The organism is Spirosoma litoris (genome assembly GCF_054776755.1).
Genome location: NZ_BAAHBI010000007.1, coordinates 154,439 through 177,789, shown reverse-complemented (window position 1 = coordinate 177,789; position 23,351 = coordinate 154,439). Strand labels below are relative to the sequence as shown.

Sequence of the window (23,351 nt, the reverse complement as noted above, 5' to 3'; positions counted from 1 at the left end):
CAGACTTCTAAATCAACAACAATATGTCTGCTTACAAGGCAATTTTAATGACCGGTGATTTCGGGTACGGACTCAACCGGGTTAACTTTTTTGTAGCACGCGACCGCGACGATAAAGGCCGACCAGTGCCAAATCTGGCCTGGACCATTATGGTCTCGATGTACGCCGTTCGCGATACTGTGTTTACCGAATGGATGATTGATCCGACCAAAAAAAGGGACATGGAGATTTTCTTCAATGAAGGGGGAGAGGTCGCTGTAAAAAAGTGGAATTTCAAAGATGTGTACTGCGTTGGCTTTGAGGAAAATTTCGTGCAGGATCTCGGCATTATGGAAACCATTCTACTGCTTTCCGGGCAGGCAGTCACCAACGGAAACGCGACGTTAACCTACCAATGGGCGTAATCATACTGAACTTAACCAATACGAACAATGGCTAAACGAGCAGTTTTATCGGTTTGTGGCGAAGATTTTGACCTGTTGGAGTTCAATATCAATCTCAGACAGAAGACGAATAACCTGGGCAAACCCGCTTCGGGCGTTTTCCTGGGCGATTTTTACTTCATTATCGAAGGGGGGAGCGATATCTTCTTCGAGTGGATCAGCGACCCTACCCGTATGGAAAGTGGGTCGATTAAAGTCTATTATAAGAAAGGCGAATCCCCTTTTGTCGAATACACATTCGTGCAGGGCTTTCTTACCACCATCCTGGAAAACCTGTACGACAACGAGGGCATTGAGAATGCTTTCAATAGCATAAGTACGGCCGAAGATTCCAGTGAAAGCTTTGAGCTGTGGACAAATATGGAAGGTACGGGGTTCAAGTCCGTCGATCTAAGCCATATCCTGACGAATACAGTAGCCAAGACCCGGCAGTTTCAGCAGCGGACGGGCATTGATTACGTGCTGATGATCACCCTCTCGTGCGAACAGGTACAGATTCGAAAAATTACCCACAAGAACGAGTGGGAAACGCAACGGCGCTAAGACGTCGGTGTGAGCGAGTTAACAGGCTTTCTTTACCTTAAACCAACTTCAGGTATGGCATCGTTTCGGGCAGAACTGACAGTAGACAATGATTTATTCGTGCTTAACCGAATTTTTTTCACGGCTTCGCGCAAACGAAACCGAAAAGGCGAACCGGCATCGGGCATTAGCTGGCGAATGCACATAGCCATGGACGTGCTGGAACAATCCACCTTTGCGGAGTGGATGTTCGACTCGCAGATGAAAAAAGATGTCACGGTTACCTTTTACGCCAGCGACGATGAAGGCGGTGGCGAAACCAAATTAAAAGAGTGGACCCTGGAGGCCACATACTGTTTTGGCCTGCTTGAATTATTCGTTGGCGACGCGTCGTTTGAAACAACGAACTTAATTCTTAAGGGGAAATCGGTCTCCAATGGAAATGCTACATTAACAGTAGATCCAAGCGAAGCAGAATAAACGGCAACGAACAAAAACTATGGCGCATAAAGCAACTTTAACAATAGCAGGTCAGGAGATTAAAGCCCTGGAATTTCTGGTTTCGTTCAAACAGGCGTCCAATCAGAAAGGCCTGCCTGCTTCGGATGTGATGCTGGGCGATTTTTATCTGATCACCGAAGGTGGTTCCGACTTCTTCTTTGAGTGGCTGTCGGATGAAGATCGGCTGGAAAGTGGTACCATTCAAACGTATCGGAATGATCAGGACTCCGTTTTTCTGACGTATGAGTTTGAAAATGCCTTCGTTACGGATGTTTCCGAAAGTTTCTACGATGACCACGGAAATATTCAGAACAAGTTCAATCGGATCAGTTCAGCCGAAGACTTAACCGATGACTCCTATGAATACGGCTATAACTTAACTCGACTCAGTAAACAGGAAAGCGTGCTGGTAAGGAATATGTGGAAACGGGTCCGTCAGTTTCAGGAACGGACGAACATGGCTTACGTCTTATTTATTACGTTGTCCTGCGAAAAAATAAAACTGCGCGACATCCCGCTCGACAATCAATGGGTTGATGCTTAACTAACTAATCCGGATGAAATCATGGCCTACGAAGGAAAACTTAGTATAGAAGGGGATGATTACAACATCAACTGGATGTTATTGCGCGTCATCCGTGACGAAGATAAGCGGGGAGTGCCTTCGTCACGCCCGGAATGGGGCCTACTCATCGGATTGGATGCCCTGGAAGACAGTAAAATTAAGAATTGGATGATTGATCCGCATATGCAGAAAGATGGCAAAGTGGTACTCAATCGGATTGACGAAGACGCTACGTACAAAGAAATTGAATTCAAAAAAGCCTATTGTTCCATCTATAGAGATGAGTTTTTCGCCGATCAGGATTACCTAAAAACGACGATCTTTATAGTTGGCAGTGAGATCACCTTCAATAAAGCCACTTTAAAAGTAGTATAGTCAGCCCCATGTCATTCAGAGCCACATTAACTATAGAAGGAAAGTCATACAACGTATTGCAGTGCGCCCATTCGTTAAAGCAGAAAAGTGAGCGGGGCAAAGTAACGTCCGGTGTCCGGGGTGGGTCGATTGTGTTGATTATAGATAGTACCGACGAAGAGATTTTTGGCAGTTGGGCAACCAGCCCGACCGCCAAAAAAAACGGTGAACTTGTTTTCGATCGGATTGATCAGCAGTCGTCTCTGCAAAAGCTTGAGTTTGAAGATGCTTACGCAATTTTCTTTTTTGAATTTATGGCATCTGAGTATATGAATAACGTGGATCCCATTATCGACACCATGCGGGATATATTTGATCTTGATGAAAGTGGCAAGCAGGATTTACTTGATCGGTACATCACAGGTACAAATGTCATCTTAAATTTTGCCAAACGAACGGGCATAAGTAACTGCATTCTCCTGCGGTTGTCGGCCGCCAAGATTAAACTCGACGGAATTGATCACCAAAACACGTAACCAATGGCCAAACAGGTCGTCCCGCATATCGAATTAGAAGGCGGCAAAGAGCTGAAAAACGTTTCAGGTCTGTCTATCGAGCAGGACTTATTCGGCCATCACACATTTGAGCTGTCTGTACCTTTCGAAGACCTGGAAGACGCCAACGAGCTGTTTTTTCATGAATCGCACAAAAATGTGGTTGGCAAAACCATCCAGTTCTCGTTCGATCCACTGCTTGAAGAGGGGTCATTCGAGTTTAAGTTTAAAGGAATCATTACCGAACTGGCGCTGAAAAATACCAGCGACATGTCGAATGTTTTCCTACTGAAGGGCTATGGGCTTACCATTTTGCTGGAAGATAGTCGGTTGCGTCGGACGTTTTTGCAGTGTAGCCTGAGCGATATTGTCAATCAGGTTTTAATGCCTTACCCCAATAACCTGCTGAAGCGATCAGTTGATCCCAAATCATCGGAAAGTCTGAAATACGTTGTTCAATACGACGAAACGAACTTCGAGTTTCTGGCGCGTCTGGCTGCTGAATATGGCGAATGGTGTTTCTACGATGGACTGCAATTCGTGTTCGGAAAGCCCGACGATCAAAAAGTTGATTTCAAGGTGGATGGTATGCAAACCTTTGCCATGAGCCTTCGCGTCTTGCCTGCTAAATTTCTATACACTCGTTACGACTATGTTGCCGATGAAACCTACCAAAGCCATTCTGGCGATCAGCAAGTAAGCGGCTTGGGCCAATGGGGCGATTTTACGCTGGATGAATCCGAAAAAATGTTCAGTCAGGAATCGCAGCTACCCCTACCAAAGCTCGTATACGGCCAAGGCGAACTGGACGAAGTGGCCAAAACGCAGAAAGCCATGGAGGCTAGTCGATTGGTTGATTTTCAGGGCTTTGGCGAAAATCCAGATGTGTCGGTTGGAACGGTTATTTCGGTAAAAGGCTCCCGAATAACCGAACGGGGCACATCGGAAGAAAACTTTGGCAGTTACCGGGTTACGCATGTATCGCACACCTTAGATGGCAGCGGCAATTATTCCAATACATTTCGGGCTGTGCCTGATTCCGTAACCTATCCGCCCCCCAATCCATCCTTCAAGCTCCCGATCGGCAAGCCCGAGCTGGCTAAAGTAATTGATAATGAGGACCCCGAATCATTAGGACGGGTAAAGGTCGAATTTATGTGGCCGGGCAACAACAAAGAATCTGACTGGCTCCGGGTAGGCCACCCGTACACAGCCAATGGCGAAGGCATGGTGTTTATCCCTGAAATAGATGCCCAGGTCATGGTTGGCTACGAGTCGAATCTGGCTGAATATCCGTTTGTTTTAACCAGCTTATATCCGAAGAACAACCGAGTCAATTACACTCAGCACGATAATGTTCAGAAAACGATCCAGACCAAAGGAGGCAATAAGATTAGCTTGTACGATGAAGGGGGGGACGAGAAAATTGAACTAACTAACGTCAACAAAGACGATACGCATATCGTACTATCGTTCAATGGTGATGGTAAAATTACCATTCAAACGCAGGGTGTTGTGCACATCGAAGGCAGGGATATTGAAGTGAAGGCGCAGAACAATATAACCCTCGAAGCTCAGAACAATATTGAACTGAAGGCTACTAATGGTGTGAAAATTGAAGGTACAGCCAGTGTCGAAATTAAAGGGGCGAAGGTTAATGCCGAGGCTGACGCACAATTGTCGCTCGAAGGCAATGCCATGGTAGAAGTGAAGGGGGGGGTGATTACGTTGAACTAGATAAGGTTACGCCATCGGGTTACCCCACCACTAAAGTGTTGGGGTACAACATCGGTCATCCCTACGGGATTGCTAGGGTTGTAGCGTTGGCTATCCCACCACTAAAGTAGTGGGTTACAATATCGGTTATCCTTACAGGATTATTTGAAAATCCCGTAGGGATGATCGATATTGTAACCCATCACTTTAGTGGTGGGACATAGCGATAACTCCACTACGTCAGTGGTGAGACGTAGCAGACACCGTAACCCAACAATCCCGTAGGGATGACCGATATAAACTATGGCAAACACCTATCATCAAGTTTACATTCAAACCGTTTTTGCCGTTAAGTATCGGGCCGCCATCATTGACAGAACCTGGCAAAACGATCTCTTTGCTGTGATTGGCAATTTGATCAATGAAACGGGCTGTCAAACCATTATCGTCAATGGTGTTGCGGACCACGTCCATTGTTTTATTGGCCTAAAGCCAACGGTGGCTATTTCGGAGTTAATGAAAGCTGTCAAAGCCAAATCATCAAAGTGGATAAATGAAACCGCTTTGACGCCTTCGCGATTTGAGTGGCAGGGAGGTTATGGGGCCTTTTCCTATAGCCGCTCACATATTGACAACGTGTACAGGTATATCGAAAACCAGGCAGAGCATCACCGAAAACAGACGTTTCGAGAGGAGTATATAAACTTTTTGCGAAAATTTGCCGTGCCCTATGACGAACAATATATTTTCGAAGAATTGATCTAAAAACCTCTCCTGAGAGGGCATAAGATTGCCTATCTCTACTCTTGTTCGCCTATATTAATGCTCTTTATTCCGCTCGCATGGCTACAATAGTAGCGTTGTCAACTAAGTTATTCTGATTGAAATCGAGCGCAGGGTCCAGATAAACACGGCGTTGCCACCAGGCCGCTTTTTTCGTGAATACCCAGCCATAGGGCCGCCCGGATGGATCGGCGAAATGAATTGGGCTGGCAGGTGTACGCTCGTTGTAATCGTTGATAAAGACTAAAAAGAGATCGCCCAGCGCCATAGCAACGGGTGCTTTTGCCTTGAAATTCGTAAAGTTTGGATCACTCGGCGTTTTCAGAAACTCAAACTGAATCACTAGAATCTTCGATAGGTCGAGCAAGTCAACATCCGGCATATCTCCATTAACCGGGTAATACCACTTCCGATAATTGGCTGGCGGAATATCCCGGTAATAGCGATAAGCCTGCACGACTAAAAATGGAATCAGAAAGGGAAGCAGACTTGTCACAAAAGGCCAGCGACCAGCCAGAAAACCCATTTGCTGATAAAGAATCAGGGTAAAGGCCATCCCTAGCAGCAGTACGAGTAAAGTACCTAAGAGCCCCATGCCAAATGCCGCAAATACTGCCGGAACAAAGCGAGGACTAAGCCACAGGTGAAGAATTCCTATGCCCAGGGCTAGTACTTGCACCAGAAAATAATACCATTGAAAATTGGCGCTATCGAGTGTGCCCGCAAAACCTGCTGCGCCCAGCAGCAGACCGACCACAACACCGTAAAGAAGCCCCGGAACTCGTTTTACGAAGGATAGATTGGGCATTATTGGCGAATAATTATTGACCGAAGAGGAGTTCTTTTTGTTCGTAGTGCAATATGGTCGAAAAATTAAAAGATCGCACCAAAAAGTCAACGAAGGGTCAAGAAAACTGCCAAATCGGCGTCGGGCCTTCACTTATTCACCGAGTAATGACTGAGAAAAAATCGACAAATTTGTGCGATATGCCAAAACCAACGCCTACTTTTAGCGCAAACCTCATGCTGCGTATATGAATCGTCTTTTCCTGGGTATCCTGCTTATCCTTACTGGTTGCGGAACATCGTCGCAAAAAAATGAGAAGCCCGAAGCCGGAACCATCGTCCCACCGTTTAAGCTCCCTTACCAACTGAGTGCTCCTATAGAGGAATATAAACTTCCGAAGGAGTTGACCGAAATCTCGGGCCTGACTTACTTCAAGAACGACCAGCTATTGTGTGTTCAGGATGAAGAGGCTGTGGTCTACGTGTTTGATACTAAGAAAGGCAAGGTGGTGAAGGATTTTGGGTTTGGCGGTTATGGCGATTTCGAAGGAATTGAGTATGTGAACGACGAGGTGTATGTGCTCGAAAGCAATGGCAACCTGTTCCGATTCAAACCAGAGTCGAAACAGATTGGCAAAACCAAAACCGATTTGCCCAAGAAAACGGAAGTAGAGGGGTTGGGTTACGATCCGAAAACCAAGCGGCTATTAATTGCGGTTAAAGACGGAAAAGGCTCAAGTGATAAAGCTGTTTACTCGTTCGATTTGTTAAACAAGGCTGTTTTTCGAGACATGAACCTGAACGACGAACAACTCGAAGGCGCTGGTATTGACCCAAAAACCTATAAGCCCTCGGGCATTGCTGTGCATCCCATAACGGGCGAGTGGTACATCCTGACCTCGGCCGGAAAGCGCCTGCTAATCACGAGTCGACAGGCGAAAATCATCTATTCGGAACCGCTCGATCCCAAGCAATTTCGTCAGCCCGAAGGCATTTGCTTCGCACCCAATGGCGATATGTACATCTCCAGTGAGGGGGCTGGGAAAAAGGGATACATTATGAAGTTTGCCTATCGTAAGTAAGGCAACATTTATGAACTCACCTGTTTTTCATTGCTTACGTTTACCCGTTCTATCTTGCAACTGAATTTGCCATTTGCGACAATTATGAGAACCGCTTTGCTGCTTGTTGGGCTACTCCTTATTCTTTCTCCAATTTATGCTCAGATTGAGCCGTTACAGACAAAAATTGACCAGCTCATTAAAGGGAAGAAAGCAACTGTGGGCGTAGGTATATACGATTTTGGTAGCCGACAGACGCTGATCATCAATGGCGATAAGCACATGCCCATGCAAAGTGTATATAAGTTTCACGTTGCCCTAGCGGTGTTGAACGAAGTGGATAAAGGCCATTTGAAACTCACCCAGAAGATGCACGTGAAAAAAAGCGATATTGTGCCAGGGCTGCACAGCCCGATGGGTGAAGACTATCCGAATGGCGACGTAGATCTACCACTGGCTGATCTTATCCGGTATATGGTTGCCGAGAGCGATGGCAGTGCGTGCGATTATCTTTTTCGATTGCTCGGTGGGCCAAAACAGGTGGACGCATTCATCCATCAGTTGGGTATTCGGGATGTGGCAATACGGGAAACCGAAGCAGTAATGCAGGCAAAGGGAAATTGGGATATTCAGTACACCAACTGGACAACACCGACAGCCATGCTCAGTTTACTGAAGCTATTTTATCAGCGTAAAATTTTGTCGGCCAGTAGCCACGATTTCCTGTGGAAAGTGATGGTTGGGACGACAACGGGACCGGATCGACTCAAGAAATTGCTACCCGCTGGTACGATAGTTGCCCACAAGACAGGTACGTCGGGAACGAATAAAGATGGCCTGATGGGCGCTGTCAACGACGTGGGTTTCATTACATTGCCAAACGGAAAACACCTAGCCATTAGCGTGTTTGTTAGTAACACAACCGAAGGCATCGGGCCAAATGAACGGATCATCGCCGATATCGCTAAAGTAACGTACGATCACTTTACCAAACCCAATTGATCGGTGTGGTGGTACGCCAACGTTTACTTCTTAAATGCCAATGCCTTCACGGGCTGAATCCGATTGATAATAATGGTGGGTATCCACAACACGAGCGCAATCAGTAAAATGGTCGCGCCATTCAACGCCAGAATGGTTGGCCAGTCCCAGACGATAGGGACGTAGTTCATGAAGTAGTTTTTAGGGTCGAGCGGAATTAGTTTGAATTTGTCCTGGATGAAGCAAATGCCCAGTCCAACAGCGTTCCCAATGACTAATCCCCAAATTACCATGTTCAATCCTACGAACACAAACATGCGCCTGATGAGGGAGTTACGGCCGCCAAGTGCTTTCAGCAAACCAATCATGGGTGTGCGTTCCATCATCAGCACCAGCAGAACCGATACCATGTTGAATGAAGCTACGAAGACAATCAGCGCCAACAAAATAACCATGTTTCGATCAAGCAAAACCATCCAGTCGAACAGTGGCCGGTACTGATCCGTTACACGCGTTAGGCGCATGTCTGGGTCTAAAAAGTTAGTCAGATTACGGGCCGTTGACTCTAGTTTGGTGAAGTCCTTGATAAAAATCTCGTAGTTGGCTACCGAATCGGGGCCCCAGCGATTCAGACGCTGAATGAGCCGAATGTCGCCCAGGGCAATGGTTTTGTCCACCTCTTCCAGTCCCGTTTCGTAAATGCCGACCACGGTCATTTTGCGGGCGCGGGGTGGATTGCCCAGAAAATAAAGCGGGATACTTTGCCCAACCTTGACCTGCAACTGATTCGCCATATACTGACTCAAAAGCAGCTGGGTCGATCCTAAGCCCGTATCGGCACCAACGACCGGAACCGTTCCTGCTACCAACGATCCACGAAACAAACTCCAATCGTAATCTTTTCCTACTCCCTTCACCACAACGCCCGTTAGTTCGTCGGCGGTTTTTAGAATACCCGCTTTTAGCGCAGTTGCCTGAATATGCTTTATGCCTGGTAGTTGTGTGCTATCCCGGTATAAATTGGTTTTCAGTGAGAGAGCAGGCGCTTCGTACGACATATTATTCGTGAATTTGCTCACCTGCAAATGGGCTCCAAACAGAAAAATCTTCTGCTGAATGGTATCCTTAAAACCAAATAGTACCGAGAAGGCAACAATCAGGATGGCTAAGCCGAGGGCGATGCTGGCGATGCCGATGCGCGTGACAGTGGCCGAAAAACTACCTTCGGGTGCGTGGCGAACTTTTCGGGCCAGAAAAACAGGAACGTTCAAAATGAGTCGATTGTCGGTGGTCAATAGGTCTCTTTGATAGGCAAGTTAGCGTATCCAGTTCGGCTATTGATAACGATTTTGTTCTACAACGTAAAAGTAAGAGTTTTACAGGGATTAACTTGTCAATAAATGACTCCACATCGTGTGCATTGGCCGTTTCGTTCTGTTCTCTGGCAACCACTGCCCCTGATACGACTACTCTTCATCGTTGGTTTACTAACGGCCTCCGGTCATTCAGGATACGCTCAGGTCCACATCAAAGCCGATAGCCTTCCAGCAGATGGACTGCCACTGCGTACTGGCTGGCGCTGGCATCCGGGCGACAATTCGGCCTGGGCTACTCCTTCGTTCGATGACAGTAGCTGGGATACCATTCGGCCGAGTCGGGATATACTTTATCTGGATCGTTTTAGGGCCGAATCGATAGGTTGGTTTCGGCTGGCGTTTGTTCTGGATTCGGTGCGTACACAACCGATGCTTGCTGCTATAATTGGGCAGGTGGGCGCATCGGAAATTTATATTGATGGGGTGCTTTGGCAGCGGTTGGGCCAGGTTGGTACGACCTATGAGCAGCAGGAAGCCTACACACCAACCGACCAGCATGTTTTTCTGCTTCCTCAATTAACAGGAGGGCGGCATCTATTGGCCGTCCGGTTGTCGCAGCAGCGTCCACCCTGGTACATGCCTAAGATTCAGTACTTTGAGCGGTCGGTGTTTCGAATCAGCTTGTTTCCGGCTCAGTCGGTTATGGATGGGGTGATTAAGCAACTCTATATACAGGCTCCCGGTAACTATCTGCTGATTGGTATCTTTTTGATGCTGAGCGTCATTCACTTTATGTATTACGCCTATCGTCGGAAACGGGTTAATCTGGTATTCGGATTAACCTTGTTGTTTGGTGCGCTCAGTGTTACATTAATCGAATCGCTGGAGCTTATCACGAATACTACTGTGCGAGAATGGGTTGTGTTGGGGCAGGCGTTGTCGATCTCAATATTCATGTTCATGTTGCTGATAACCTACTATCAGTACCTGGGCCAGCCAACTTCCTGGTTTTTGCGGATTATTGCTTTTCTACTCATCGTTTCGAGGCTTATTCCCTTTATTCTCGAATCATCGAACTTGGTTGGGCTATTGTCGATCGCGTCGGTTATTGGCTTGTTTGCCGATGGCATTCGCGTTAGCATTGATGCCATACGATCGCACAAAACGAATGCCCGGTTCATGTTGATCAGTATTCTGGCGATGATACTAATTTTGGTTCTGGGGGCATTTGTAAGTTGGTGGTTATCTGGTGAGTATGTTGCCTATGCAGGTTATGCCAATGAGATTACTAATCTGCTCTTTTTCCTGACATTACCCTTTAGCTTTGCCATTATTCTGGCTCGTGAACATGCTCAAACGAATCGTAATCTGGAAGATCGACTCGCTGAAGTAGAACAGCTTTCGGCCGAGAAGGAAGGTATTTTGACCCAGCAAAACGAAACTCTGGAGCACCAAGTAAAAGAACGAACTGCCGAACTTAGCCAGTCGCTTACCGATCTGCGGGAAACCCAGCAGCAGCTAATCCAGCGCGAAAAGATGGCTAGTCTGGGCGAGTTGACAGCGGGCATTGCTCACGAAATTCAAAACCCCCTAAACTTTGTCAATAACTTCGCTGACGTATCGGGTGAGTTAATTCAGGAATTAAAGGAAGAGCGTGAAAAAGCCCCCCGCGACGAGGAACTGGAGGCAGAAATCTTAGCTGATCTGGAGCAGAATTTAGAGAAAATCAGTCATCACGGTAGTCGTGCGTCTTCCATTGTTCGGGCTATGCTCGATCATAGTCGCGTGAGCACTGGCCAGCGAGAGCCTACAGATATTAACGCATTAACCGACGAATACCTACGATTGTCGTATCACGGACTGCGGGCAAAAGAGAAAAATTTCAACGCCAACCTCATTACCCAGTTCGAACCGGGCATTGGCACCGTGACGGTTGTGGCGCAGGATATTGGGCGCGTCCTACTCAACCTGTTCAACAATGCCTTTTACGCCGTACAGGAGCGCCAGCGGACAGCTCCTGCTGGCTACCAACCGACAATTACGGTGAGCACGCGACTGTTGGAGAAGGTTGTCGAAATTCGGATAGGCGATAACGGAACGGGTATTCCAGCGGCCATTCAACAAAAAGTTTTCCAGCCGTTTTTTACGACGAAGCCAACCGGGCAGGGCACTGGCCTTGGACTTTCGCTTAGTTACGACATAATTACGAAAGGGCACGGAGGTGAATTTATGATCGAAACGACGTCCGAAGAAGGCACCATATTTCTGGTTCGGTTGCCTGTTTCTCAGAAATTCAATTGAAAACCGCATACGGTTTTCGCTCATTCGTCCATTCGCTCATTCACTCATTGTTTGTGGCACGTGTAAAAATGGGCTAACTTTGCATTTTAGAGACCTATACATGGCCACCGAACAAATTCTGATTCTGGATTTCGGTTCGCAGTATACCCAACTCATTGCCCGCCGGGTACGCGAACTGAACGTTTATTGCGAAATCCATCCGTATAATCACCTGCCCACCATTACGTCCGATGTGAAGGGCATCATTCTCTCAGGTAGTCCTTCGTCTGTTCGTGACGCCGATGCGCCTGAGGTTCACCTGGCTGCTTTTCGGCATAAACTACCCATTTTGGGGGTTTGCTATGGTGCGCAATTGCTGGCTCATACCAGTGGGGGAGAGGTAAAAGCGTCGGCCATCCGCGAATATGGCCGGGCTAAGCTGGGCACTGTGAATATCGAGAGTCCACTGCTGAAAGGTATCGACCAACACTCACAAGTGTGGATGTCGCACGCCGATACGATTACGAGCGTTCCCGACAATTTCAAGATTATTGCTTCGACCGATACCGTTCGGGTAGCAGCTTTCCAGGTTGATGGCGAACAAACGTATGGCATTCAGTTTCACCCCGAAGTAACGCACTCGCTCCAGGGTAAAACGGTACTCCATAACTTCGTTGTCGATATTTGCGGATGCGCTCAGGACTGGACCGCCGAGTCGTTTGTGGAAACGACTGTTGAGCAGTTAAAGCAAAAAATTGGCGACGACAAAGTGGTGCTGGGGCTATCGGGCGGAGTCGATTCATCGGTAGCCGCTATGCTCATTCACCGAGCTATCGGCAAGAACCTGTATTGCATTTTTGTCGATAACGGTGTGCTCCGGAAAGATGAATTTTCGGGCGTACTGGAATCCTACAAAACGTTGGGTTTGAACGTAAAAGGCGTTGACGCCAAAGAGCGATTCTATACGGCCCTAGCTGGCCTCAGCGATCCTGAAGCCAAACGGAAAGCCATTGGCAAAACGTTTATCGACGTGTTCGATCACGAAGCGCACCTGATTGAAGGGGTATCGTGGCTGGGACAGGGGACAATCTACCCCGATGTCATTGAGTCTGTTTCGGTAAAAGGCCCTTCGGCAACGATCAAATCGCACCACAACGTGGGTGGTTTGCCCGATTTTATGAAATTGAAGATCGTGGAGCCGCTCAATACGCTCTTCAAAGATGAAGTCCGGTTGGTAGGGAAAAGTTTGGGGTTGCCCGATGCTATTCTGGGCCGTCACCCATTTCCTGGTCCAGGCTTGGCCATTCGGATTCTGGGCGATGTTACCCCTGAGAAAGTGGACATTCTGCAACAAGTTGATGCGCTTTTCATCGATGGTCTGAAGCGGGAAGGTCTATACGACAAAGTTTGGCAAGCCGGTGCTATGCTGTTGCCCGTGCAATCGGTGGGGGTTATGGGCGACGAACGTACCTACGAACGTGTTGTTGCTCTCCGTGCCGTAACGAGTGTAGACGGCATGACTGCCGACTGGGCTCATTTACCGTATGAATTTCTGGCTGATGTTTCTAACGAAATCATCAACCGTGTGAAAGGAGTTAACCGCGTTGTCTACGATATTTCGTCGAAACCACCCGCTACCATTGAGTGGGAGTAAACGGATTTTCGATTTTTGAAATACGATTTTACAAAACGCCCGGTGTTGGAAACAGTGCCGGGCGTTTTGTTTGTAAAAGGCAGAACTAGGCAGGGTTGTCGTTCGCTAAAAAAAAAGTTAGATAATCAAGGTTTTAAAAGCAATTGCCTACTTTTAGCGGCTAATGCCTAACTTTTTATTTACTATGAAACCTACACAGCTTAACCGGATTCTGGCAATGACGCTGGCCGGTGTATTCATGACAATGATGAGCTTCGCCCAGGGAGACAAAGCAAGCCGACCCAGCCCACCGGCAACCGCCAGCGGAAAAATCAATGGTGCTACCATTACCATTAACTACAGTAGTCCATCGGTGAAAGGCCGGCAAGTCTGGGACCCAGCCGGTACGCTTGCTCCCTACGGAAAAGTTTGGCGTGCCGGTGCCAATGAAGCGACCATCTTCGAAACCGATAAAGAAATTAAAGTTGACGGAAAGCCATTACCAGCCGGAAAATATAGCTTATTTGCTATTCCGGGGGAAACAGAATGGAAGTTTATCTTCAATTCGCAAACCGGGCAATGGGGTATCAAGCGGGGAGGAGAAGCCAATCGCGATCCAGCCAACGATGTGTTGACAGTGTCTGCAAAGCCTGCTAAATCGTCGTCAATGAACGAGAAGCTGGTGTATGAGGTAACGAAAAAAGCGGTGGTATTAAAATGGGAGAATGTAGAAGTGCCTATTGCCATCAAGTAACATGAATTTTTGCCATCCCGACGCAGGAGGGATGACAAAAAATAGCCCATTAACAGATCGAGCCAGTCAATTGACTGGCTCGATCTGTTAATGGGTGAATAGAACCAACTTTGGTTTTCTTCAGTGTTTAGTTAAGCTTGAGCGCATCTTCGGCGTGGTTGATTCCTGCCTTAGCAGAAGAGGCTGCCTCGTTAACTTTATCATTGTAGGCTGTTTTAGCCCGATCTTGTTTCTCGTTGATCGTAGACTTCGTTTCGTTTTTGTACTTATCGAATATCTCTTCTGCCTTACCTGCATATTGATCTGCTTTTGCTTCAGCTTTACCCGTTAGGCGATCAATTTGCGCTTTCACCTGATCAACTCCTTCTTCCCATTGATTCTGTAAATCGGTAGCGCCCTGCGTCAGTTTTTCGCGGGTCTCTTTACCGCTCCGGGGGGCTGTTAAATAACCGATGGCTAAACCTGCTAGTACTCCTCTAATAAAGCTCATAGTCTTATTTTGTTTTGAATTCGTTCTGGGATTTCTTTGATCAGTGTAAAAAGCATGCCATATAGTTTATTTTTGAATTAACTATTTGATAGTCAATATTTTGATGTTTTCTTTAGTTTTTTTTAGCTAAGACTTGAAATGGGTTATGAGTATTTTATTCTACAACTTAGTGGCTGTTGCTGGTCGCTGGTAAACAAAAAGAGCCGCTACGTCTGTAGTGGCTCAGTGAAATAAGTTGGCTTAAACTAAGTTGTTTATCGGTTCTCTGAAATCACCTCACGGATATCGTCGATGATTTTTCCGGCTAGGTAATCAGCTGTTGCCAGGGTATCTGATTCCGAATAGATTCGGATAATAGGCTCTGTGTTCGACTTGCGCAGGTGTACCCATTCTTTATCGAACTCGATTTTAACACCATCAATCGTATTGATTGGATTGCGGGCATATTTTGCCTGAATCCGATCCAATACCGCATCGACATTAATGTCAGGGGTGAGTTCTATTTTATTTTTAGAGATATAATAGTTGGGATACGTTCGGCGCAGCATCGATGCCGATTTTCCCGATTTGGCCAAATGAGTCAGAAACAAAGCAATACCTGCCAATGCGTCGCGGCCGTAATGAAGTTCAGGATAAATAATGCCTCCGTTTCCTTCGCCACCAATAACGGCATTGGTTTCTTTCATCATCTCAACCACATTCACCTCGCCCACCGCTGATGCTGAATGCTGCCCACCGTACTTCTGGGTCACATCGCGGAGGGCAACTGTGCTCGACATGTTCGATACGGTGTTGTTAGCCCAACCACTCTCAGCGGTATTATTTTTTAGAACGTAGTCGGCTACTGCCACCAGGGTGTATTCTTCGCCAAAGGGAGAACCATCTTCGCAAATCAACGCCAATCGATCGACATCAGGGTCAACAACAATACCAAGATCAGCCTTGCCTTTATTCATCTCTTTGATAATGTCGCGGAGATTTTCAGGCAGGGGCTCTGGATTATGGGCAAAATTGCCCGTTGGTTCGCAGTGAAGCTTGGTAATTTGCTCAACGCCAAGCGCTTCAAGCAACATAGGTACAGCAAGTCCCCCCGTCGAATTGACCGCGTCAACAACGAGCCGGAAGTTTCGGTTGGCAATGGCATCCCGATCAACTAACGGTAACGCCAGAATCTGGTCGATGTGCTTTTGAAGCCAGGTAGTATCTGCCTGGTATTGACCTAATTTACGGACTTCCGCAAAATCAAACGATTCGGCTTCGGCAATGGCTAGTACCTCGGCACCATCCTGCCCCGAAATAAACTCGCCTGTTTCGTTCAGAAGTTTAAGGGCATTCCACTGGATAGGGTTATGACTGGCTGTCAGAATAATTCCGCCTGCCGCTTGCTCTGCTGGGACCGCCATTTCGACAGTAGGCGTAGTTGACAGACCAAGATCGAGTACATTCAGGCCGAGGCCCTGCAACGTAGCGGATACTAATTTGGAAACCATTTCGCCCGACAACCGGCCATCACGTCCAATAACAACGGTTTGCCGTTCGGGACTCCGTTTCCGAAGCCATTGCCCAAAGGCAGCGGTAAATTTGACTACATCTAAAGGGGTGAGTCCGTCTCCACTGCGCCCCCCAATCGTTCCTCGAATACCGGAAATAGACTTAATTAATGCCACTTGATGGGTTGGATAAATGTTTTTGGTTAGGGTTGTAAAGATAGTCAATAGACAGCACTCTGTCGTTGCCGTCAGGGTTAGTGGGGCTATATAATCAACTAACGTTTATTGACTGGCAACTAGTTTGCACCAATCACAATTCTGGCCGTTGGATAGAGGGGGAGGAGTATGTATGATATAAGATGTGTGATGTATTTGTGCCGTAAGCATACATTCTATATCATACATAACACATCATACATTTTTTGTAGCCCGAACCTTTTCAAAAATGGGGTCCATCCAATAGGAGGGAAGTTTCCGAACGGAGTTACTTAGTAAGGCACTCCATTGGTGCGATACTTCGTCCATATCTTCTTTTTCAAGCCGATATTCCGTCATGTGGAAACTGTTTTTCGGATAGATGACCACATCTAACGGATAATCCACATCGTTGGCGCTGACACGAGTAGCATCGAACGCCAGAAAGCCGATTTTGAGGGCATCCTGCAAACTGGATTCATATGATAAGTTGCGGAATAGGAGCGGCTTACCATAACCCGAGTTGCCAATAATCTTGAATGGAGATCCCTGATCAACTTCAACCCAGTTGCCTTCAGGGTAGAGCATATAGAGTTTGTGTTCGGCGTCGTCTTCTAGTTGACCGCCCACAATTGCGTTCAGGTTAAAGTTAAGGCCATTGGCAATAATCGAGGCTTTATCTTCCTGTGCCACTCGCTTTACTTGCTCGCCAAACGCATTGACCGCTTTATAGAGCTTGTTGAACGAGCGATCCTGATCGGTAAGCACCTCACTAAAATAAGTGATGGCTTTATCGCGAACGGAGCGCAGGCCCGAGGTCATGATAAACAACGAGTGATTCTCAACTTCATGAACCGAAATTTTTCGGTTCGATGATACTTCTGAGCCGGAAGTCAACCGTCTGTCGGCGATGGCCACTAAGCCTGATGCAACTTTTACGCCTAAACAATATGTCATTCGATACAGTGGGAAATCAGGGCATCCAAGTCGGGATACGTCTGGGTACTAAACCAGACAAATATACAGGTTGCCCCCGTTTTTTGTTCGATTAAAAGGAGCCTTTTCTTAAAAAAATGCTGTGGGGTGTTAACAAATTTCCATACTAAAATGGCCTTAATTAACGCTAGAAAGGCATTTTTAGATTAAATATAAACTAGCTCTCAAGTAGGTTGGCGATACCATTTTCTCGCTTTTGCTGGATGGGAGTACCCCGAATTCATCGGATAAATTGGGCGAGGAAAGTCGATTGTGTGGGGGTGGAAAATGAAGCGTCTTCCCGGACTAATCTGGAAACAATGCGCAGCTTTTTGGATACGAAAGGTTTGTTTTTGGGAAAGGTTTATGTTACTTTGGCATGTAGAAGGTGATCATGCCCTTTGCCCGTTTTGCGATGAATTTTGACGACGAAGACGACGACGATAGCTTCCTGGACTGGGATGGCTTTGATGAAGACTACGATCCTGAAGAAGCGCGTGCCGAAATGGAGGCAGAAAATCGCCGTATTAAGAATCTGCCCATCCTGCGGAAAGCGAATGAATTGATGGAGCTGACACAGGCCATTGTCGAAACCATCAATAAAGAAGAAGACGTGCTGATGATGCACGAACAAATGTTGGCCAATGCCATGATGCTGGCTCCCAAAATTGTTGGGGCCGAAGGGGGAGATTTATACACCCTGCGTATGGAAAATGCCGTGATTATTAAAATGCACGCCCGCGAACTGTTGGCCCAGACGTCCTACTGCAAAGCCGAAAAACTAGCGGCTACGGCCTATCTAAATGTACTTCGTGAAGAGATCGAGCAGTTTAGAGTCTTATTTGTTGAGTGGGTAAATGGATTTGATAAAGATAACGATGCTCCAGACGATTGGGGCCTGTTTTATTAAGTAAGCCCAATAGGCATCATTCTGCCCAACTATTGGGTTGCCCGGCCGACAGTTGTACTTATCCATAGGATAAATTGTACTTCGCTTACCTATTATACTTTGCCAGCGGGATAGATTTCGTAGCTTATAAAACTATATTTGTTTGTCGGCTATAATCACCTGGATATGCAAAAGTATATACAAATGAATTTCTGGTTTTTAGGACGCCTAGGCTTTGGTTTTCTTCTGCTAGGCTTTATGGGCTTTTTAAGTCCTGCCTGGGCAACTCAAGGTATTAGCCCTACCGCACCAACAGCTCTAACGCTTACTGTAAGTTCGGCAACTGTTTGCGCGGGTGCCAGTGCTAGCCTAACGGCTGCGGGGTGTCCTGCTACTGGTGTTGTTCGCTGGTCTACGGCACAAACTGGGAGCGTGATTGCCGTTACTCCGAAGCAGCCAACAAGCTACACCGCTTTCTGTGACGTGACGACAAGCACAACCGCAACCAGCTCGACTGTTGTGACAACAACGGTAACGACAACAACTGCTACGGCTACTGTTCAGGTGTATTCGCCTATTGTGCTAACCTCTGATACGCAAACGCTATTATGTAATGGCGGGAACGATGGGGTAATCTATATTAACAGCACTGGGGGAGAAGGGGTTTTACAATACCAAATTAACAACGAACCATTTAAGGTCATCAACATTTTTGGTAATTTAAAGGCAGGTACCTATCCCATTACAGTAAAAGATACGAAAGGTTGTATCGCGCAAACCTCGGTTGAGGTAAAACAGCCTCCAGCAATTATTGTCAGCACTACGATCTACAACACCAAGTGTGTAGGCGGGGGGGATGGCGCGTTAGTAGCTTCTGCTACAGGAGGAGTTGGTGATTTTCGCTATTTTATCCAGGACCTTACAGAGCCGCGAACAGTAGGTATATTCAATAATCTGGTTGCCAATACGACTTATACCCTGATTGTTTCTGACAAGAATAGTTGTGTGGTCTATACTCCTGTAACGATAGGACAGGCCACACCACTGGTTATTAAACTGACGTCCGCGCCAACTCGTTGTGTTGGTACGGCAGATGGTAGTATAACCGTTCAGGCGTCGGGCGGAACGGGTTCTTACCAATACAAATTGGGTAATGGCTCTTATCAGACAGGAACACAGTTTACAGGCTTAGCCGCAACGACTTACCAGATTACCGTTCAGGATGGGTATGGTTGCTTAGGGACACAAAGCGCAACCGTTGTGCAACCCGCCCCCCTTTCGCTAACGGCGGTGTCGAAACCTGTTGGTTGTGTTAATCCGAATAGTGGTTCCATCCTGGTCACCTCTACAGGAGGTACAGGAGCCATTACCTATCAGGTTTCTGCTGGTACAGCTCCGCAAAGTAGCAGCGTAATTGGTGGAATTCCAGTTGGTAATTACACCGTTGTTGGAACAGATGCCAATGGGTGCACGGGCCTTGCGTCAGTAGTTGTTAATCAGGCAGCTCCGCTCAAAGTTCAGGCCACAGCTCTTCCCGCAACCTGTTGTAATTGCCCCACGGGTTCCGTTACGTTAACAAGTACAGGAGGAACAGGAACAGGGTTGCAATACCAGATTATTGGGCAGGCCTATCAGGCTGCAAGTCAGATTAGTAAACTGCCTCCCAATACCTATCGTCTGCGTGTGGTAGATAATGGAGGGTGTACTGACTCGACCGTAGCGGTTATAACGAACATGAATGCGCTGACGCTCTCACAAGGGACTGTTAAAAATGTTTCCTGTTCGGGTGGGAAAGATGGCGAAGCGACGGTTCAAATTGCCGGGGGAGCCAAACCATTTACGGTTTACTGGCAAACTGCGCAAAAGGATACTCTCAAAACGTACACCGCTACGCAAACTGCACTACCCGAAGGAACGTATACGGTGAGTGTTCGGGATAGTAATCGCTGCACTACGAGTACCGTATTCGTGTCTCTAACGGCGGTAAACCCTACTCCAGCAAAACCAACCGTTACACAGATAGCTAACAGCACTCTAACTGTCAACCAAACAGCAGGTATACAATGGTATCTTAGTACGGGTAATGCAGCCGGTACAGCGGTGCCGAATGCAACAGGGCCTGCGTTGGTACCCTTCGCCAGCGGATTGTATTATGTGGTTGTGACAGTTAATGGGTGTCCTTCGGCGCCTTCGGATGCGATAAATTTTGTCCTCACCGCATTGAATGAACCAGTGTCTCCTTTGTCGGTGCGTGTAGTACCCAATCCAGTTATAGACCGACTACGGTTGGAGATCGAGCAACCCGAGCGATCGGCGGTGCAAGTACATTTGCTGGACGTATCGGGCCGATTGATTAAGTCTTATCAGATACCAATCTTCACAGGGAAAAAACAAGTCGAATGGCCAGTAGAAGGGATTTCGACGGGAGCTTATTTACTAAAAGTAGCCGCCGACTCACGGCAATCGGTGTTACGGGTGGCGGTGGAATAAGATAAATGATGTATGATATAGGGTGTATGATGTATAAACGCTATACATCATACACCCTATATCATACATCCTAAAGCCTTTCTTCAAACAGCTTCAAAATCCGTTTGTATTCGTCGGTCCAGCTGGATGGCTCAACAAAACCGTGGTCTTCCATTGGGTAGGCCGCCACTTCCCAGTTGTCTTTCTTGAGTTCGATCAGTCGTTGCATCAACCGTACCGTGTCCTGATAATGGACATTCACGTCGACCATACCGTGGCAGATGAGCAAATAATTCTTGAGGCCTTCGGCAAAGTAAATTGGCGATGAACGACGGTAAGCTAGTGAATCGGATTGAGGTTCGTTCAGGATATTGGCCGTGTACGGATGATTGTAGGCCGCCCAGTCGGTTACGGGCCGTAGAGCCGCCCCAGCTTTGAACACATCGGGGGTTGTAAAAAGAGCCATCAGTGTAATAAATCCACCGTAAGACCCGCCGTAAATACCGATCCGTTTTTCGTCTACACCCTGCGTTTGCACCAGCCACTTTGCGGCATCGACATGGTCCTCTAAATCTTTGCCACCCATGTGCCGATAAATACCCGTGCGCCAATCGCGACCGTAGCCCGCGCTGGCCCGGTAGTCGATGTCGAGTACTGTGTAGCCTTTGTCGACCAGGAGGTTATTGAACATGTATTCACGGAAATACGAACTCCACCACTTGTGGGCATTCTGTAAATAACCAGCCCCGTGAACGAAAACAACCGCTTTTCCCGTGGCCGGGGTCGCGTCCGACTTGGCTGGTTTATATAGGCGCGCGTAAATCGTTTGTCCATCGCGGGCAGGAATCGTAACCATCGTTGGTTCGCGCCAGGGGTAACTTTTGAAGTTATCGGTCTGTGATTCCGTGAGTTTAAGGGGAGCGGTGCCAGCGGTCTGTGAGGATACAGACCGAGGAGGTGCCCCAGCTTTACTGGCAACTGTCGACTGTGGACTAACATCGGCTACATACATCTCCCAGGGCTGATTACTGGACGAATAGCGGATCGCCATCCGGGTTTCGTCGGGAGAGAGGGTTACGTCGTTGGCACCTGTCATATTGGTTAGCCGAACACGTTCACCGCCTGTAACGGCCATCCGATAAAAATGCTGTTCGCCAGGGTGGACCTCATTCGTTTGCAGAAAGAAGAATTTTTTATCCTTCGATAGTTGCACCTGTTGCACTTCGAACTTGCCTGAAGTCAATTGCTTTTTCTCGCCAGTTAAGACATTCACCGTGTAAATATGCGAATACCCATCGGCCTCTGACTGAAACCAAAGTGTTTGATTATCAGTCAGGAAGTTCATGTTGCCCGACGATGACCCCATACCCTGCCAGTTGATGCCAGGTCCGGCAATCCAGGCATCGTCATGCTGACGGTCGAGAAGCGATAGTTTCAGTGTTTCCGGGTCGAGCCGCATAATCCAGCGGTCTTTGTTATCGAGCGACCGAACTACTACAACACACAACTTGCCATCGTCAGACCAGACAGGGCCATTGATGACAACAGGACGCGTTTTTTTTGCTGTATCGGGTTTTGTGCTGGCCGTCGATTTCAGGTAAGCCGGTTGATCAGTAATACCCGGAATGCTTTTCGTACTGACGGCCCGAACGGTATCCTTAAGTTTGTCATACACAAAAAACTCCTGCGTAGCCGTCGGCGAGCCTACTTTGGTGCGGGCCGCTAGTTCTTCGGTGTAACCCGATTCTGTTACATAATTGGGTACTTGCGCTGTTTTGGCATTGGTGGCGCTTTTGCTCAACCGATAGGTCACATAGCGGCCATCGGGGCTAAGTTGCGGAGCAAGTAATTGCTTGTCATCGAGGTAAATCTCTTTCGGTCGTTTGGGCTTGTCGGCTTTGGTGATGCGTTCGCTTTCGTCTTTTTTCTCTTTACGCTCTTTCAGCACCGACGACAAGCGTAATTGATCCTGTTTCAGAAACTTTTCGGCATCCGTTAGCTTAGGATCGGGCTTTTTTGAGCCGGTCTTGAAATCGGTGAGTTGAGTGAGTTCGCCAGACTGAAGATCAATGCTAAATAAATTGGCACCGGCACCCGTCCGCCGAAATACGACCTTCTTTTCATCTCCCGAAAAAACAGGATCTGCCTCAACGTCCACCGTATTGGTGAGTTGTCGGACTTTGCCCGACTTTACATCCAGCAGAAATAGATCACCCTGCCGATCGAAGAGTCGTTGTGTATAGGCCCGGTTGTAAGCGGCAACGGGGGGCGTAGCCAGTGCCCGACGCTCAACCGGACTTACTTTTACCGGCTGAGAAGCGGTGAGCAATTTCCCTTTTGCCGGACGGGTGAAGGTTACTTTATAGAGCGAATCGCCCAGTGCCCGCTCTGGATTCCAGCTAAAATAAAGCGTTTGCGAATCGTCGGACCAGAATGGGTTAGAGGGCGATGTGCCAACCCATACTTTAGGGTCCTGCATAATGGTCTCAACAGTGAGTTGTGGGCGAGCCACGGAGCCAGCAGGTTTGGGCACAGGCTGGGCGAGAACCGATGCTGTAATCAGAGCAAGCGGCCAACAGGAAATGTAGTTCATA

Annotated in this window: 21 protein-coding genes; 15 read left to right on the top strand and 6 right to left on the bottom strand. The window is 47.5% G+C overall.

Features of this window, described 5'->3' with window-relative positions:
* Positions 1–23 precede the first annotated feature (23 nt).
* From tssD (ACYVGR_RS04585) to tnpA, 8 genes are all read left to right on the top strand, one after another.
* Entirely contained in the window at positions 24–404 is a 381-nt protein-coding gene (gene tssD, locus ACYVGR_RS04585; protein ID WP_182461746.1) for a type VI secretion system tube protein TssD, read from the top strand.
* Between the two features lie 27 nt (positions 405–431).
* A complete protein-coding gene (gene tssD, locus ACYVGR_RS04580) occupies positions 432–986 on the top strand; it encodes a type VI secretion system tube protein TssD (protein WP_460954099.1) in 555 nt (184 codons plus the stop codon).
* Between the two features lie 54 nt (positions 987–1,040).
* Positions 1,041–1,445 carry a type VI secretion system tube protein TssD gene (tssD, locus tag ACYVGR_RS04575; protein ID WP_460954098.1) on the top strand — a complete coding sequence of 135 codons (405 nt, stop codon included), beginning with the start codon at positions 1,041–1,043 and terminating at the stop codon, positions 1,443–1,445.
* Between the two features lie 19 nt (positions 1,446–1,464).
* Positions 1,465–2,010, top strand: coding sequence for a type VI secretion system tube protein TssD (tssD, locus tag ACYVGR_RS04570; RefSeq protein WP_460954097.1), 546 nt, complete (start codon positions 1,465–1,467; stop codon positions 2,008–2,010).
* Between the two features lie 21 nt (positions 2,011–2,031).
* Entirely contained in the window at positions 2,032–2,406 is a 375-nt protein-coding gene (gene tssD / locus ACYVGR_RS04565) for a type VI secretion system tube protein TssD (RefSeq protein WP_460954096.1), read from the top strand.
* 8 nt (positions 2,407–2,414) lie between these two features.
* Positions 2,415–2,921, top strand: coding sequence for a type VI secretion system tube protein TssD (gene tssD, locus ACYVGR_RS04560; protein WP_460954095.1), 507 nt, complete (start codon positions 2,415–2,417; stop codon positions 2,919–2,921).
* Positions 2,922–2,924: 3 nt separating this feature from the next.
* Positions 2,925–4,676, top strand: a complete 1,752-nt coding sequence (locus ACYVGR_RS04555) for a type VI secretion system Vgr family protein (protein WP_460954094.1) — start codon at positions 2,925–2,927, stop codon at positions 4,674–4,676.
* Between the two features lie 282 nt (positions 4,677–4,958).
* Positions 4,959–5,420: an IS200/IS605 family transposase gene (tnpA, locus tag ACYVGR_RS04550; protein WP_460954093.1), complete on the top strand. Its 462-nt coding sequence runs from the start codon at positions 4,959–4,961 to the stop codon at positions 5,418–5,420.
* Positions 5,421–5,484: 64 nt separating this feature from the next.
* Here tnpA and ACYVGR_RS04545 read toward each other — a convergent pair whose 3' ends face one another.
* Positions 5,485–6,246, bottom strand: a complete 762-nt coding sequence (locus ACYVGR_RS04545) for a TssN family type VI secretion system protein (protein WP_460954092.1) — start codon at positions 6,244–6,246, stop codon at positions 5,485–5,487.
* A gap of 226 nt (positions 6,247–6,472) precedes the next feature.
* Between ACYVGR_RS04545 and ACYVGR_RS04540 the strand changes: the two genes are divergently transcribed.
* Positions 6,473–7,306: an SdiA-regulated domain-containing protein gene (locus tag ACYVGR_RS04540; protein WP_460954091.1), complete on the top strand. Its 834-nt coding sequence runs from the start codon at positions 6,473–6,475 to the stop codon at positions 7,304–7,306.
* A gap of 84 nt (positions 7,307–7,390) precedes the next feature.
* Positions 7,391–8,287 carry a class A beta-lactamase, subclass A2 gene (gene bla, locus ACYVGR_RS04535; protein ID WP_460954090.1) on the top strand — a complete coding sequence of 299 codons (897 nt, stop codon included), beginning with the start codon at positions 7,391–7,393 and terminating at the stop codon, positions 8,285–8,287.
* Between the two features lie 23 nt (positions 8,288–8,310).
* Here bla and ACYVGR_RS04530 read toward each other — a convergent pair whose 3' ends face one another.
* Positions 8,311–9,537 (bottom strand): ABC transporter permease, encoded by a 1,227-nt coding sequence (locus ACYVGR_RS04530; RefSeq protein ID WP_460954089.1) that lies wholly within the window; start codon positions 9,535–9,537, stop codon positions 8,311–8,313.
* Positions 9,538–9,666: 129 nt separating this feature from the next.
* Here ACYVGR_RS04530 and ACYVGR_RS04525 point away from each other — a divergent pair, with 129 nt between their 5' ends.
* The 3 genes from ACYVGR_RS04525 to ACYVGR_RS04515 all read left to right on the top strand — a co-directional run bounded on the left by ACYVGR_RS04525 (position 9,667) and on the right by ACYVGR_RS04515 (position 14,249).
* Positions 9,667–11,883: an ATP-binding protein gene (locus ACYVGR_RS04525; protein ID WP_460954088.1), complete on the top strand. Its 2,217-nt coding sequence runs from the start codon at positions 9,667–9,669 to the stop codon at positions 11,881–11,883.
* A gap of 100 nt (positions 11,884–11,983) precedes the next feature.
* Positions 11,984–13,516, top strand: a complete 1,533-nt coding sequence (gene guaA / locus ACYVGR_RS04520) for a glutamine-hydrolyzing GMP synthase (protein WP_460954087.1) — start codon at positions 11,984–11,986, stop codon at positions 13,514–13,516.
* A gap of 184 nt (positions 13,517–13,700) precedes the next feature.
* Positions 13,701–14,249 carry a DUF2911 domain-containing protein gene (locus ACYVGR_RS04515; RefSeq protein ID WP_460954086.1) on the top strand — a complete coding sequence of 183 codons (549 nt, stop codon included), beginning with the start codon at positions 13,701–13,703 and terminating at the stop codon, positions 14,247–14,249.
* A 127-nt stretch (positions 14,250–14,376) separates the two neighbouring features.
* Here the strand turns inward: ACYVGR_RS04515 and ACYVGR_RS04510 are convergent, their stop codons facing one another.
* The 3 genes from ACYVGR_RS04510 to ACYVGR_RS04500 all read right to left on the bottom strand — a co-directional run bounded on the left by ACYVGR_RS04510 (position 14,377) and on the right by ACYVGR_RS04500 (position 17,381).
* On the bottom strand, positions 14,377–14,739 hold the full coding sequence (locus ACYVGR_RS04510) for a YtxH domain-containing protein (RefSeq protein ID WP_460954085.1): 363 nt from the start codon (positions 14,737–14,739) through the stop codon (positions 14,377–14,379).
* 254 nt (positions 14,740–14,993) lie between these two features.
* Positions 14,994–16,406, bottom strand: coding sequence for a phosphoglucosamine mutase (gene glmM, locus ACYVGR_RS04505; RefSeq protein ID WP_182461772.1), 1,413 nt, complete (start codon positions 16,404–16,406; stop codon positions 14,994–14,996).
* Between the two features lie 234 nt (positions 16,407–16,640).
* On the bottom strand, positions 16,641–17,381 hold the full coding sequence (locus ACYVGR_RS04500; protein WP_182461774.1) for a peptidase: 741 nt from the start codon (positions 17,379–17,381) through the stop codon (positions 16,641–16,643).
* A gap of 433 nt (positions 17,382–17,814) precedes the next feature.
* On the opposite strand from ACYVGR_RS04500, the gene ACYVGR_RS04495 reads away from it, so the two are divergent.
* Entirely contained in the window at positions 17,815–18,309 is a 495-nt protein-coding gene (locus tag ACYVGR_RS04495) for a hypothetical protein (protein ID WP_182464247.1), read from the top strand.
* A gap of 165 nt (positions 18,310–18,474) precedes the next feature.
* On the top strand, positions 18,475–20,778 hold the full coding sequence (locus ACYVGR_RS04490; RefSeq protein WP_460954084.1) for a T9SS type A sorting domain-containing protein: 2,304 nt from the start codon (positions 18,475–18,477) through the stop codon (positions 20,776–20,778).
* Between the two features lie 70 nt (positions 20,779–20,848).
* Here the strand turns inward: ACYVGR_RS04490 and ACYVGR_RS04485 are convergent, their stop codons facing one another.
* The gene (locus ACYVGR_RS04485) at positions 20,849–23,350 is read right to left on the bottom strand and encodes an alpha/beta fold hydrolase (protein WP_460954083.1); all 2,502 of its coding nucleotides are present in this window, start codon (positions 23,348–23,350) and stop codon (positions 20,849–20,851) included.
* Position 23,351 lies beyond the last annotated feature (1 nt).